Below are 13,419 nucleotides of genomic sequence, written 5' to 3' on the forward strand. Positions count from 1 at the left end.
CGCGCAGTGATCAACCCGACTGCAATGTTTTTGCGGTCAACTTCTCATGCTACTACGATGAACGCACCTCTTCCCGCATCCCTCTTTGCCGCCGTTGAGATGGCGCCCCGCGACCCGATTCTTGGCATCACCGAAGCCTTCGTGGCCGACAAGAATCCCGACAAGATCAATCTCGGCGTCGGCGTCTACTACGACGACAACGGCAAGGTGCCCCTGTTGGAATGCGTGCGCAAGGCCGAAGCCCAGCTGATGGAAAAATTGGCGCCGCGCAGCTACCTGCCCATCGACGGCCTGGCAGCTTACGACAAAGCGGTGCAGGAACTTGTATTTGGGGCTAACAGCCCGGTAATTCAAGAAAAACGTGCGATTACCGTTCAAGCTTTGGGCGGCACCGGCGGCCTGAAACTGGGCGCCGATTTCATCAAGCGCGTTACGCCGAATGCGCAGGTCTGGATCAGCGATCCGAGCTGGGAAAACCACCGCGCGCTGTTCGAAGCCGCCGGTTTCCAGGTCAACAACTATCCGTACTACGATCCCGCCACCCGCGGCGTGAACTTCGACGGCATGCTGAATGCGCTCAAGACCATGCCGGCCGGCTCGGTCGTCGTGCTGCATGCCTGCTGCCATAACCCGACCGGCGCCGACCTGTCCGACGCGCAGTGGGACGAGGTGATCCGCGTGGTGGGCGAGCGCGGCCTGGTGCCCTTCCTCGACATGGCCTACCAGGGCTTTGGCGATGGCATCGAGCAGGATGGCGGCGTGGTGCATCGCTTTGCAGCCACCGGCGGCGCGATGTTCGTGTCGAACTCGTTCTCGAAGTCGTTCTCGCTGTATGGCGAGCGCGTCGGTGCGCTGAGCATCGTTGCGGTGAGCGCCGACGAAGCCGCGCGCGTGCTGTCGCAATTGAAGCGCGTCATCCGCACCAACTATTCCAATCCGCCGATCCATGGCGGCCAGGTCGTCGCCACTGTGCTGTCGACCCCGGAACTGCGCCAGACCTGGGAAAACGAACTGGCTGGCATGCGCGACCGCATCCGCGAAATGCGCCGCAAGCTGGTCGATCTGCTGAAGCAGAAAGCGCCGGGCCAGGACTTCGAATTCGTCATTCAGCAACGCGGCATGTTTTCCTACTCCGGCCTGACCAAGGCCCAGGTGGACCGTCTGCGCAATGAATTCTCGATCTACGCCGTCGACACCGGCCGCATCTGCGTCGCCGCACTGAACTCGAAGAACATCGAGCGCGTTGCGGACGCGATCGCGCAGGTCCTGTAATACGAGCTGCGCCGGCAAGGATGAAAGTTCTTGCCGGCGCGCTTTACAAGCAACAACTCGGCCACTATAATTCGGCCTCCTTTCCCTGATAGCTCAGTCGGTAGAGCGACGGACTGTTAATCCGCAGGTCCCTGGTTCGAGCCCAGGTCGGGGAGCCAAATACGAAGGGCTGATCGCAAGATCAGCCCTTTTCGTTTTTCCGGTGCCCTACAAATGGATGTTTGCCGGCCTGCCCCGCAGGCGATCAAATGTGAACAGCCATCCTTTCCAGTGCGACCACCGGCGAAAAATTTTTCCCCGTTCCTCTTGGTAAATCTGCCTGCCTTCCCTATAATGCTGGCTCCTTTCCCCGATAGCTCAGTCGGTAGAGCGACGGACTGTTAATCCGCAGGTCCCTGGTTCGAGCCCAGGTCGGGGAGCCAAATACGAAGGGCTGATCGCAAGATCAGCCCTTTTCGTTTTGCGCAAGCTTCTTTCCAAACCACCCACCCCGCTGCCGTTCCAATCAAAACTCGACTGGCATGTGCCTTGCATAATCCGAAGCGTCAAAACGCTTAACAATTTGCAAAGGTTCGAGCAAGGAGAGGTCTGATGAGAAAACGGTCCGAAGAAATGATAGACATGCTGGTTTCCTCGGTACGCGATGACACCAGCGAACATGACAAGACAGTGCTGCGACGTGTGCTCAATGAATTGGTGCGCGTGGCGCAAGCCGAGTCGGTGCAGTCCATCGAGGCGGATTTCCGGGCTGCGGAACTGGCGCTGAGTAATAATTACCGGCGTTGATGCCCGGTTGTACATGGCAGGCTACATGGCCCGATAAGGCTTACCCTCTTCAAAATTCTTCTGCCAATGCCGCGAATACGCGGCGGCCAAGTCCGGATTGTTCCAGATCACAATGACATTCTCGCTGTCGCTACGCCCTGGCGCGACAGCGTAGTCGAGAGAGCCGGTCTGCACCGTGCGCCGATCGACGATGAGATAACTGTCTTGCCGCGCTCCATCACGGGTTACCGTACGCATCGCCATGCCGGCACTGGCCAGCTGGTTCAGCGCCATCAAGGCGGATTTCGACCGACTTCCCCTTTCCTGGAGCACAACACGCACTTCGATACCGCGCTTTTTCGCTTCGAGCAGCGCTTTCGCCAGAGCGGGCGAAGCAAGTCCGGCTGCCGCGATGTCAATGCGCTCACGGGCGGCGTGGATGACCTTGAGCGTCAGGGCCTCGCCGCTCGCTTCCGGCGCAAAACCCGCCTCCACGACCTGCGCTTGCGGCGCCTGGGCTCCGAAGCCGGCATCGGCTACCGGCACGCGCTTCGCATACGCCGTAGCGCGCGTCAGCGCCGCGACGACGAAACGTCCCAGCGTATCGTCATTTCCGGCATTGACCGCAAAGTAGGCAATAGCAAGCAACACTGGCACCAACAGCTTTTTCATTCCGTCCCTGCCGGCGCAACCGGCTCAACACTGCGACAAGGGCCAGATTGTACTGGATGGAAATACAGTTCACACGTCGGTCTATGGATCGAATCCGGCACCTTCCAGCATCGGGCTTGCGCGAACCGGGGCACATGGCCTGCGCGGACCATGTCTACAGAAGGTTTTCCCTAGAATCACGATTCGTCTTTTTGGCGATGCGTCGCGACTGTTGTTATACAAAAGACATCTGCTGATGAGCAGCTCAGCGATTGTTGCCTCGCCAAAGTTTGCGCGTAACGAACATTAAGATTTTTTTCGCGAACATTTCACAAAGAATGCGGCCTGACCTACACGCCAACAAAACTTGAGGTAAGACGCCTACAGATGAGCGCAAAACAGGCTGTTTGAAGGAAATGCTCGTTTCTCGCATATTCCACCAAGAAATCTGACATATCCTCCGCTTTCACGCGGAATGGCTGGTTATTCCTTGCGAAAACCCGCTTCCCCCCTGACCTGCCCGGCGCGTTCACCGGACACGGGACTTCATGTTTTCCTACAACGCAACAAGTGAGTGTCCTATACCGACAGGGTTTGCATTTCGACATACTCCGTTCCTGAGACTGCTGCACATAAAGAAATTGCAACAAAACAGCGGCGCTAATCGGCTCACCAACCATTACAGGAGATCACCATGTCGGTTGCGAACACTTTGGAAAGCACCACTACCGTTACTGCCGCGCCGTCCAGGGCTGCTGCGTCCGGAAGCCGTACCCATAAAATCTGGTCGAACATGCATGATGTTTGCAATCTTCTCCGCATTCCGTCGGGTACTTTCATCGGCGATGACGACCATCACTTCCAGCATGTGCAATTTAAAGCCGGTCAACGCATCCATACCGCGGGCCAGGCCTTTGACATGCTCTATGTAGTCAACTGCGGCTTTCTGAAGTCGGTCATGATCGATGAGTTCGGCAATGAGCAGATTCTGAGCTTCCCGATGAAGGGCGATCTGTTCGGCATCGATGGCATCCACACCAAGAAATACACTTCCGAGGCGGTTGCACTGTCGAGCTGCGACATCATCCTGATCCCGTTCTCGAAATTTGCTGCGATCGGCCGTACCAATCCGATCCTCGAAACCGCGCTGTATGGCCTGATGAGCCGCGAACTGATTCGCGAGCAAGGCATGATCACCATGCTGGGTTCGCTGACTGTCGAGGCACGCGTCGCCCGCTTCCTGGTCTCGCTGTCCGAGCGTTTTTCGGCAATCGGCTACTCCGGCAAGGCATTCAATCTGCCGATGACCCGCCGCGAAATCGGCAATTACCTGGGCGTGACCCTGGAAACCGCGAGCCGTACTCTCTCCGCGTTCAATGAACTCGGTCTGATCTCGGTCGATCAGCGCTCTATCTACATCCATGACCTCAACGCACTGAAAACCCTGCGTCGTCTGCCGCCGTCTCGTGCGCGCATCGAACAGGCAGAAAAGAAAGCTGCTGCCGCTGCTGCTAATTACGTGCCGTCGCAACAGCAACCGTCCGCCACCATGCGCGAGCAGATGGCCGTAGTCTGAACCGCGCAGGTTGCATCACGAAAAGCACGGCAATGCATGCCCGTGCTTTTGATCAAGTCACGATCGCCGGATCTGTGGAAGGCTGCTTCAGCCCTTCTGTAGATTCGGCGTCGTTGCGCAGGCGGCGGCAAAATAGGGCCCGCCACTGTGCGGTATTCGCCACATCATCAATCACAAAAGAGTGAATCCTATGAAAGCTATGATTCTGGCCGCCGGCAAGGGAACGCGAGTGCGTCCGCTTACCTACGACCTTCCCAAGCCCATGATCCCGGTACTCGGCAAACCGGTAATGGCTTACCTGGTCGAACACCTGGCCAAATGTGGCGTACGAGAAATCATGGTGAACGTCAGTCATCTCCATGAAAAGATCGAAGAATACTTCGGCGAAGGCCAGCGCTTTGGCGTGCGCATCGGCTATTCGTTCGAAGGTTATACGGATGACAAGGGCGAAGTCGTTCCGGTGCCTATCGGTTCGGCCGGCGGCATGAAGAAAATCCAGGAATTCGGCGGCTTTTTCGACCAGACCACGATCGTGCTCTGCGGCGACGCGCTGATCGACCTCGATATCGAAGCAGCGGTTGAAGAGCACAAGCGCAAGGGTGCGTTAGCCACCGTGATTACCAAGGAAGTGCCGTGGGACAAGGTATCCAGCTATGGCGTGGTGGTGACCGGTGAGGACGGGCGCATCGAGCGCTTCCAGGAAAAGCCGTCGCAGGAAGAAGCGCTATCGAATTTTGCCAGCACCGGCATCTACATCTTCGAGCCGCAGGTCATTGACATGATTCCGCCGGGCACCGAGTTCGACATCGGCTCGGATCTGTTCCCACTGCTGGCGGAGAAAGGCCTGCCCTTCTATGCGCAGACGCGTCCGTTCGAATGGATTGATATCGGCAGCATCACCGACTTCTGGACCGTGCTGCAGGACGTGATGCAGGGCCAGGTAAAAGGCCTGACGCCGCCGGGCAAGCAGATCCGCGATGGCCTGTGGGTGGGTTTGAATGCGCGCATCGACTGGGAAGGCACGACCATTGAGGGGCCGGTGTACATCGGCTCGGGCGCGCATGTCGAGGCGGGTTGCCACATCGTCGGCCCGACCTGGATCGGCCATGGCAGCCACATCGTCGGCGGCGCGGAGATCGTGCGCAGCATGATTTTCGAATACACCCGCATCGCGCACGATGTCGAGATCGAAGACATGATCGTGTTCAAGGATTACGGCATCAGCCGCGACGGCACTGCGCGGCATGTGAGCGAATGCACCGACACCATCTGGGGCAACGCTCGCGATCGACGCATCGCACGCCGCGCGTGATTGCCACATCGTAGGGTGGGCAAAGCCCACGCGGTCTATCTTCCGATCGACCACATGCGTGGGTTTCACCCACCCGACCCTTCAACGCAGTCTTACCTCTCCCTGCGTTCCCTTCCCCGCCGGCCTTCTCCGGCGCGCGAACTCCACCATCCGCTTCAAGCCCAGCCATTGCTGGCTCCAGAACCCCGAGCCGTAATCCCTGCCCCGGCCTTCCGGCGCCGGCAGCTGATCGCGCACACCGGTATGCGCATAACCGCCGCCGAAACGCGCCGTGCCGAACACGATGTCCCACACCGGAAACAGCACCGCGAAATTGTGCCCGCCCAGGCTATTTCTACCCCGGCTCTCATGCCCGAGGCCGATCGCATGATGCAGCCGATGAAAGCGCGGCGACACCAGCAGACGCTCGCCGATGCTGCCGAAGTGCAGTCGCACGTTCGCATGCTGCAGGCTTTGCAAAATGCGTGACACCGCGACCAGCAGGATGTACTGGCCCGGCGGCACGCCGATAACCACTGCGATCAGCGCCAGAAAGATGTCATGCAGCAAGTCGTCGAGCAAATGATTGCGATCATCGCTCCACAGATTCATGTTCTGCTGGCTGTGATGCAGGCTGTGCAGTCCCCACCACCAGCCGATATTGTGCTGACCGCGGTGATACCAGTACTCGAAAAAGTCGAGGATGACCAGGTAGCCGAGAAACAGCAGCAGCGGCATCGTCGACAGCGCCGGCCACAGCCGCTCGAGCGCGAACGGATGCATGCCATGCAGATGCAGGAAACCGTTGAAGCTGTCGATCAACGGATCGAGGAAGAAAAACATGACGACGGCAAAAACGCCGAGCCGATGCACTACCGTATAGACGAAGTCGTTCCAGCGCGCGCGGCGGTCGCGAATTTCGTGTACCGGCAGCAGTGCTTCCAGTGGCCGCAACACCAGCCACAACAGCGCCAGCTCGCAGACGCCGACGAGAAACCATTCGGTGCCGCCGAAGGCATCTTCGATGTATTCGCCCAAGCCGAGATGGAACATCGCCGGCTGCACGATCGATTCAAATACCCAGCCCTGCACCGTGGCGAAAGCATCGGTGAAGGGATGCAGCAGATCGATCATGACTTTCCTCGCTCGGGCGACGGCGCATGCCGCATGAATTGCTCACGATACGCCGGATGCTCGCGCAAGGTGGCAAAGCAAAACCCCTTCTGTTCCAGGCCTGTGAGCAAGGGATCCAGCACCGCGGGCGCCCACGGATCCTTGCGCGACCAGATTCCGAGATGCGCCATGAAGATATCGCCATCCTTCAAGCCGTTCAACGCACGCTTGAGCAAGGCGGCATTGGATACCTTTTCACTGGGCAGTTCGTCGCCGGAAAAACCGGCAGGCGCCCAGGCCACGTGCGCATAGCCGCACGCCTTGGCCGCGGCCTGCACGCCCGGCGTCAGCTTGCCGCCCGGCGCGCGCCACAGCGGATCGAGAGGTGCACCGGTCAATTCCTGGAAGCGCGCATCGACGCGCCGCAATTCCTCGCAATACTGCTGCGGCGTCCAGGCCTGTTTTCTACCAGCTTCCGGGCCGAACTGCGGTCTCACCTCGATGCGACCGTCGGGCAGATCGCGCAGCGCATACACATGATCGAAGGTATGGCTGCCGAAGGCGTTGCCATCCGCGCGCAGCGCTTTCCAGAATGGCGCCCAGGAAGGATCCAGGGTGTAATCGCCCTTCACCGTCTTTTCATTCGCAAGGAAGAAAGTGGCGTGCGCATGATGGCGGCGCAGCGTCTGCTCCACCAGTTCGGCCTGCGACTGGCTGCCGGTATCAAACGTCAAATAGATCGTGCCGCGGCAAACGCTTTCGGCCAGTGCCGGCGACGCCAGCGACATCAGCGCCACAGGCAATAACGCTAGCGTGCCGATGCAGCGTTTCAATGCGCTCATTGATAGGGGGCGTGATTGATGAAATAGACACCGTGCGGCGAACGTCCCACTGGTATCACTTTGATCACTTTGCGGCTCGGCACATCGATCACCGCAACTTTCTTCACCCAGCGTAGCGTCGTCCACAGCGTCTTGCCGTCCGGGGTCAGCTCCATGCAGTCCGGGCCGCCGGGCACCGGGATCGTGCCGACCTTTTCCAGCGTCTGCTGGTCGATGATGTCGATGGTGTCGGAAATGCGGTTGGAGACGAACACATGGCGGCCGTCGCCGGCCGAGCGGAAATTGTGCGCGCCGGCACCGGTCTTGATTTCCTTGACGACCTTCTGCGTGCGCCAGTCGATGACCTGCACGAAGTCGCGACCCATGATGCCTACCAGCAGATACTTGCCATCCGGCGTCATCGTGATGCCGGCCGGCAGCTTGCCGACTTCCATGGTCCACTTCACGGTCTGCGTCGTCAGATCGATGGCGCTGATTTCGTCGCTGCCCTGCTGTGTGATGAAAACGGTTTTGTTGTCCGGGCTGAAAGCCATGTGACTCGGCATTTTGGCCAGCGGCACGCGCTTGGCCAGCTTCAGGTTGGTGCCATCGTAGGAATAGATGTCGACACGGTCGAGGCGCAGCGCATTGGCGACGAACCAGCGGTTATCCGGCGAAAAACCGATCTGGTACGGATCCATGATGTCCGGCACGCGGCGCTGGATCTCGCCGCTGCGCGGATCGAGGAAAATCAATTCATTGCCGACAGCGGTGGCGACGATCAGCGACTTGTTGTCCGGCGTGGCCATCAGGTGATGCGGCTCCTTGCCGGTGGAGAAATTGCCGATCTCACGGTACGTGTCCTGATCCAGCAGGCTCACCGTGGCATCGCGCGAATTCAGCACGACCACCACATCGGCGCGGGCAGGCATAGCGGCTAGCAGGCCGAGAGCGAATAGGGTTCCCAGGCAAAAACGATGAAACATGAAGAGTGCTCGTATGAAGAGAAAGGAAGTCAGCCTGCGCATGGTCGGATGGAGGATGGCCCAGGTGCAGACCGGGCGCTGTGGAAGAATCTCTGCCGGATGTGCAATGCGAACGGGAAGTCTTGAAACTGCGTAACTATAACCGAAGGCCCGTAAGGGTTTGCGAGTATCCGAGCCGGTAAATGGGTCTTTTCGGCCGGACGTTTCAAATCGCATACAGAGGCTTGCCATTCGTGCATGGAAGCGCCGCGTGCTCCCGCATGAGAAACCGTGGAGAAGAGGAAAAAGCAGTCTCATCAGGCAATTTGCGCGATAAAAGAAAATAAAGTTCCGTCATTTACCCAAAGAAAATATTTCCTTAGAGCATCCAACTTCTGCTACATTTGGGGCGCTGAAACTGTCTCTGCTTCTGTCATGCTCCACCGTTTTTCCTCAGTCTTGCCCACGGCCAGCCTGCTCCTGTCGGCGGCGCTCGCCTTTCCTTCCCATGCCGAAACCGGCGTTACCGCGCATCGCATTCTGCTCGGTGAATCGGCCGCGTTCAGCGGGCCGGCAGCGCAACTCGGCATCGATTTACACGCTGGCGCCAAGCTGTATTTCGACAGCGTCAACCAGCAGGGCGGCATCCACGGTCGCAAGATTGAGATCATCACCGCCGACGACAAGTACGAGCCGGAACTCGCCGCGCAGAACACCCGCCGGCTGATCCAGGATGAAGGCGTGTTCGCACTGTTCGGTTATGTCGGCACCCCGACCAGCAATGCCGCACTGCCGGTGGTTACCGCGGCGCATGTACCGTTCTTCGCACCTTTTTCCGGTGCACAATCGCTGCGCCAGCCCTTCCGTCGCGAAATTTTTCATATCCGCGCCAGCTATGCGGAAGAAACCGAGCACCTGGTCGACCGCCTGGTGCAGGTCGGCATCCGCAATATCGCGGTGTTTCACCAGAATGACGCCTATGGCCAGGATGGCCTTCTCGGTGTGCAGCAGGCGTTGAAGAAACGCGGCATCGCGCTCGTGGAAGATGCCACCGTGGAACGCAACAGCGCGAACGTATCGGTGGCGGCGCAACGGCTTCTGGCCAAGCGTCCGGATGCGATCATCCAGATCAGCACCTACGCCACCTCGGCCGCATTGATCAAGACCATGCGTAGCGCCGGCTACACCGGCCAATTCCACAATGTGTCCTTCGTCGGCGCGCAACCGCTGGCGCGTGCGCTGGGCGAAGACGGTCCGGGCGTCGGGGTGTCCGAGGTGATGCCCTTTCCCTGGAAGACCGCCAATCCCACGGTCACCGAATATGTGAAGGAACTGAAGCGGGCGAACGCCGGAGAACCGAATTTTTCCAGTCTCGAAGGCTTTGTTGCCGCAAAAATCTTTGTTGAAGGCCTGCGCCGCGCCGGCCCGGACTTAACGCGCGACAAGCTCATCACCGCGCTGGAAAGCATCAATCTGCGCAATTACGACATTGGTTTCCCCGTGGAGTTTTCGGCCAGGGATCACAGGGGTTCACGCTTTGTCGATATGACCATCATTACCCGGGATGGAAAATTCCTTAACTAGAGACAAAGGACGACAGTGCCGCGATGCGGCGCCTGATCAATCATGACATCGCCCTCTTCCCCGCCAGCGCATCGCACGCTGCTGTATGTCGATCCGAATCCCGAACGCGCACGCGAGCTCCAGCGCTGGCTTCCTCCAGGCAATGTGGATGTGATCTTCGCGTCCGGCTACATGGCCGCGGTGACGGCGCTGGCGCGGCAACCCGTTGATCTGCTGCTCACCAGCCATTCCCTACCCGAAGGCAATGGCCTGGAGCTGCTGCGCATTGCGCGCCGTGAGCAGGCGCAGCTGGTCGGTGCGCTGATGCTGGATCCCGGCGAACTGCGCAATGCGGTCGCCAGTCTGCGTGACGAAGGCTGGGAATGGCTGACGCGGGACGAGTCCGGCGCCTTTCTGCAGCTGCTGCCGATGCTGGTGGAAAAATGGCTCGGCGCCGGTGAGCAATCTGCGCGAGAGGCGCAGTGGCAGGTCCGGCTTGCCGAATCGCAGTCGCTTGCCGAGCTTGCAGCGGAAAGCTGCGGCCACGGCCTGGCGATTTTTGGCAGCGACTTGCGGCTGAAGTTGTGCAATGCCGGCTTTCTGGCCCATTTCGATTACCCGGCCGGGTTTGGCGTGGCGGGAACCCCGCTGCGCGACATGCTTCGCTTCAACTTGCAACGCGGCGATTACGGCCGCAACGCCGATGCCGATGAAGTCGATCGCCGCCTGCGCCGGCTCGGCAACGGCAGGAATTTCCGGCTGGAGCAGCCGTCCCGTGCCGGCAAACCGACCACTGTCGAAGGCCGGCATCTTCCCGACGGCAGCCTGGTGATGCGCTACATCGGCGCCGACAGCGTGTCGGCGCGAGAAGAGGAACAGGCGCAAGCCCAGCAGGATGGCCTGACAGGCTTACCGAACGCAGTACTTTTCCGCGCTCTGCTGCGGCACCAAGTGCAGCGCGGCAGCCGCAGCGGCTACAACGGCGCCGCCCTGTTTCTGCTCGAGCTTGCCGGCCTTGGCGCTCTCGCCGAACGTCAGGGTGCAGAAGGCGTCGAGGCGCTGTTCAGGGAAACGGCACGCAAGCTCTCGCGCGTGGTCAGGGAATGCGACGTGGTCGCCCGCCTGGAAGGCGACCGCTTCGGCATTCTTCTCATCGACGTCAATACCCAGGAAAACGCAGAAATCGTGGCTGGAAAACTGCTGCGCACGATGGCGAGTGTTTTCAATGAAAGCGGAATGGAAACACAATTGAGCTGCAGCCTTGGCGTGGCATTCCAGCCGACGGAATTGCTGAATGACACGCAATTAATGGAATTGGCAGAAAATGGTGTCGCGCAGGCAAAAGTTTCCGGAAAAAATCATTACAAAATCGCATGAAAAAATTTAGTTGCTGCGTAAATGCCGAAAGCTGATATATGATCCGAGTTCCGGAAATCGGCCGCCGTTGGCAAATAATTCATTATTATTTGCAGGGAATCAAAGGCGAGCATCATCCTCCGCATTCCATTGGCATTCCGGCATTCATTTTTTCTACCAATCAATTTGCTTGGGGAAATTCCTTTTTCGCGCGATAATTTCCATTCGTTATCGCAGATTTTCCCGCTAACCAAGGTTTTTCATGAACAAGCCGTCCAAATCCAAAAAAGCTCGCTTCCTTAACGCCCTCTCCAACAACTATTCCGGCCCGCTCACCCATGTCGCTCTTTCCGCGCTGAGCGCCTGGCTGATCGTACAGGGCCTGAAAGGCCTTGCCGGTTTTACCGTCAATGCGCAAAGCGCAATGGCCGATCTCGTTGGCATTATTGTCATCGTCGCCGTGGCGCGCATGATGAAGGTAAAACCCGACGCCAAGTAATTCCTTTTGGCGAATCATTTCACCTTGTTGATTCCACGCTGCACTCCCGCAATGGAGCGCAGCGCTACGCCCTACCATGCGCGCTTATTAAAAATGCACGCACGATGGCAAGGGTATGAGCCGCCGAAAGAGCCCGCAAATTACCGAAAAGACTTCATTTGAATTTCGGAAAATCGCCCTAATTCGACTCATCCGTTCACGAAGCAAAAAAGTAACAGCTTTCAAATTTACCGTGTCCCAATGCCCTGCAACGGAATGATAGTGCGGCAACAACTTGCCAACCCCCCATCAATTGCGCGTTCGAAATACCCTTCTGGCAATCATTCCTCTCTTCACAGGCTGTGCTCAATTCAATTGTGATTCATATCAATTGAATGCGTGAAAAAGTGCGGCTGCGTTCTGATCGATGCAATGTAGATGATATGAAATTGGAAAAACATATCATTACGTATTGCAAGTCCGCCAAGGAGACGCGTGATGGCTGCCACCGACCTGGAGTCGCAAGACGCGAAAGCTGACGTAACGCCATTGAGCCTCGGATGCCGTGGACCTTCCGCGGACAACCCTCCGCCGTGGCTGCATGCAGTAGTGGCGGCGTCGATGGATGCCGTCGTTGTCCTCGACCATAGCGAACACATTGCGCTATGCAACCCGGCTGCCGAAACCCTGTTCGCCCGTCCTGCCGAGCAAATGCTGGGCAAGTCGGTTGACCTGCTCTTCTGGCCGCAATCCGGCACGGCACAGCGGCTGGCTGAAACGGGACCGGGCGAGCAGCTGCAACTGCAGGGATGTCGCGCAAACCAGGCGCCTTTCCGTTGCGAAGCCAGGGTCGCCAAACTGGGCGATCGCATTACAGGATGGCAGTTGCTGGTCATGCGCGAACCCGTACTGCACACGCCCAGCCTGCGGCGGCGCGCCGAATCCTTCCAGCAGGCTTTCGAAATGGAAAAGCGCCGCGTCTCGCGCGAACTGTATGACGACCTCGGGCAGCGCCTGTCCGTGCTGAAGCTCGATCTCGACTGGCTGCAACGCGCGTCGCCAACCGATGCGCATCAGCGCCCGGCGCGCATCGCGCAGATGCAGGCGCTTCTTGACAGCGTGATCATCCGCACCAAGGCAATCGCTTCGGGCCTGCGTCCGCCGCTGCTCGACGATCTCGGCCTGCTCGCTGCAGTGAGATGGCTTGCGCAATCGTTTGAACGGCAGACCGGAGTGCGCGTCGAAGTGCATCACAGCCCGCAAGACTTTCACGGAAACGATGCCGCCGATACGGCCATCTACCGGACTGTTCAGGAAGCCCTGCGCAATGTGCAGCGGCATGCGCAGGCCAGCCATGTCCAGATCGCAATCCGCCGTGCGCACGACCGCATCACCGTCTCCGTGCAGGACAACGGCGTCGGCATGCCGCAGGATGCGGAGCACAAGGTCGACTGCTTCGGACTGGCCGCGATGCAGGAACGCATCTATACTCTCGGTGGCACTTTTGACATGCATTCCCGCAGAGGCCATGGCAGCGTGATCCACGTTTCCATCCCGATATAAAGCGC

13 protein-coding genes and 2 tRNA genes are annotated in these 13,419 nt (G+C 58.8%); 10 read left to right on the forward strand and 5 right to left on the reverse strand.

The genetic code is table 11. The features are described 5' to 3' along the window. Nucleotides 1–57 precede the first annotated feature (57 nt). The 4 genes from JJB74_RS00425 to JJB74_RS00440 all read left to right on the forward strand — a co-directional run bounded on the left by JJB74_RS00425 (nt 58) and on the right by JJB74_RS00440 (nt 2,058). Complete coding sequence (locus tag JJB74_RS00425; protein ID WP_200589535.1) at nt 58–1,272, forward strand: amino acid aminotransferase; 1,215 nt, start codon at nt 58–60, stop codon at nt 1,270–1,272. 82 nt (nt 1,273–1,354) lie between these two features. Continuing rightward, nucleotides 1,355–1,430, forward strand: a tRNA-Asn gene (locus JJB74_RS00430). Nucleotides 1,431–1,618: 188 nt separating this feature from the next. Continuing rightward, nucleotides 1,619–1,694, forward strand: a tRNA-Asn gene (locus JJB74_RS00435). 169 nt (nt 1,695–1,863) lie between these two features. Continuing rightward, complete coding sequence (locus JJB74_RS00440; protein WP_200589537.1) at nt 1,864–2,058, forward strand: hypothetical protein; 195 nt, start codon at nt 1,864–1,866, stop codon at nt 2,056–2,058. A 21-nt stretch (nt 2,059–2,079) separates the two neighbouring features. Here the strand turns inward: JJB74_RS00440 and JJB74_RS00445 are convergent, their stop codons facing one another. Next, complete coding sequence (locus tag JJB74_RS00445) at nt 2,080–2,709, reverse strand: phospholipase D-like domain-containing protein (RefSeq protein ID WP_200589539.1); 630 nt, start codon at nt 2,707–2,709, stop codon at nt 2,080–2,082. Between the two features lie 658 nt (nt 2,710–3,367). Then, entirely contained in the window at nt 3,368–3,586 is a 219-nt protein-coding gene (locus JJB74_RS33000; protein ID WP_234483988.1) for a hypothetical protein, read from the reverse strand. Nucleotides 3,587–3,607: 21 nt separating this feature from the next. Between JJB74_RS33000 and JJB74_RS00450 the strand changes: the two genes are divergently transcribed. Both JJB74_RS00450 and JJB74_RS00455 read left to right on the forward strand, forming a co-directional pair. Then, a complete protein-coding gene (locus tag JJB74_RS00450; protein ID WP_407672243.1) occupies nt 3,608–4,264 on the forward strand; it encodes a helix-turn-helix domain-containing protein in 657 nt (218 codons plus the stop codon). Nucleotides 4,265–4,454: 190 nt separating this feature from the next. Next, complete coding sequence (locus tag JJB74_RS00455) at nt 4,455–5,576, forward strand: sugar phosphate nucleotidyltransferase (RefSeq protein ID WP_200589542.1); 1,122 nt, start codon at nt 4,455–4,457, stop codon at nt 5,574–5,576. A gap of 81 nt (nt 5,577–5,657) precedes the next feature. On the opposite strand, the gene JJB74_RS00460 is transcribed toward JJB74_RS00455, so the two are convergent. The 3 genes from JJB74_RS00460 to JJB74_RS00470 are packed head-to-tail and all read right to left on the reverse strand — an operon-like array spanning nt 5,658 to nt 8,475. Next, nucleotides 5,658–6,689 carry a sterol desaturase family protein gene (locus JJB74_RS00460; protein WP_200589544.1) on the reverse strand — a complete coding sequence of 344 codons (1,032 nt, stop codon included), beginning with the start codon at nt 6,687–6,689 and terminating at the stop codon, nt 5,658–5,660. Then, entirely contained in the window at nt 6,686–7,456 is a 771-nt protein-coding gene (locus JJB74_RS00465; RefSeq protein WP_200590700.1) for a polysaccharide deacetylase family protein, read from the reverse strand. The genes JJB74_RS00460 and JJB74_RS00465 overlap by 4 nt, the downstream gene beginning before the upstream one ends. A gap of 50 nt (nt 7,457–7,506) precedes the next feature. After that, on the reverse strand, nt 7,507–8,475 hold the full coding sequence (locus tag JJB74_RS00470) for a YVTN family beta-propeller repeat protein (RefSeq protein WP_200589546.1): 969 nt from the start codon (nt 8,473–8,475) through the stop codon (nt 7,507–7,509). Between the two features lie 414 nt (nt 8,476–8,889). On the opposite strand from JJB74_RS00470, the gene JJB74_RS00475 reads away from it, so the two are divergent. From JJB74_RS00475 to JJB74_RS00490, 4 genes are all read left to right on the forward strand, one after another. Further along, nucleotides 8,890–10,038, forward strand: a complete 1,149-nt coding sequence (locus JJB74_RS00475; protein ID WP_200589548.1) for an ABC transporter substrate-binding protein — start codon at nt 8,890–8,892, stop codon at nt 10,036–10,038. A 42-nt stretch (nt 10,039–10,080) separates the two neighbouring features. Next, nucleotides 10,081–11,394, forward strand: a complete 1,314-nt coding sequence (locus JJB74_RS00480) for a diguanylate cyclase domain-containing protein (RefSeq protein WP_200589562.1) — start codon at nt 10,081–10,083, stop codon at nt 11,392–11,394. A 241-nt stretch (nt 11,395–11,635) separates the two neighbouring features. Next, on the forward strand, nt 11,636–11,872 hold the full coding sequence (locus tag JJB74_RS00485; protein WP_200589564.1) for a hypothetical protein: 237 nt from the start codon (nt 11,636–11,638) through the stop codon (nt 11,870–11,872). A 477-nt stretch (nt 11,873–12,349) separates the two neighbouring features. Then, nucleotides 12,350–13,414, forward strand: a complete 1,065-nt coding sequence (locus JJB74_RS00490) for a sensor histidine kinase (RefSeq protein WP_200589566.1) — start codon at nt 12,350–12,352, stop codon at nt 13,412–13,414. The last annotated feature ends 5 nt before the right edge of the window (nt 13,415–13,419 follow it).

Origin of the sequence: Noviherbaspirillum pedocola, from assembly GCF_016632335.1 — a bacterium.
GTDB classification, from domain to species: domain Bacteria; phylum Pseudomonadota; class Gammaproteobacteria; order Burkholderiales; family Burkholderiaceae_D; genus Noviherbaspirillum_A; species Noviherbaspirillum_A pedocola.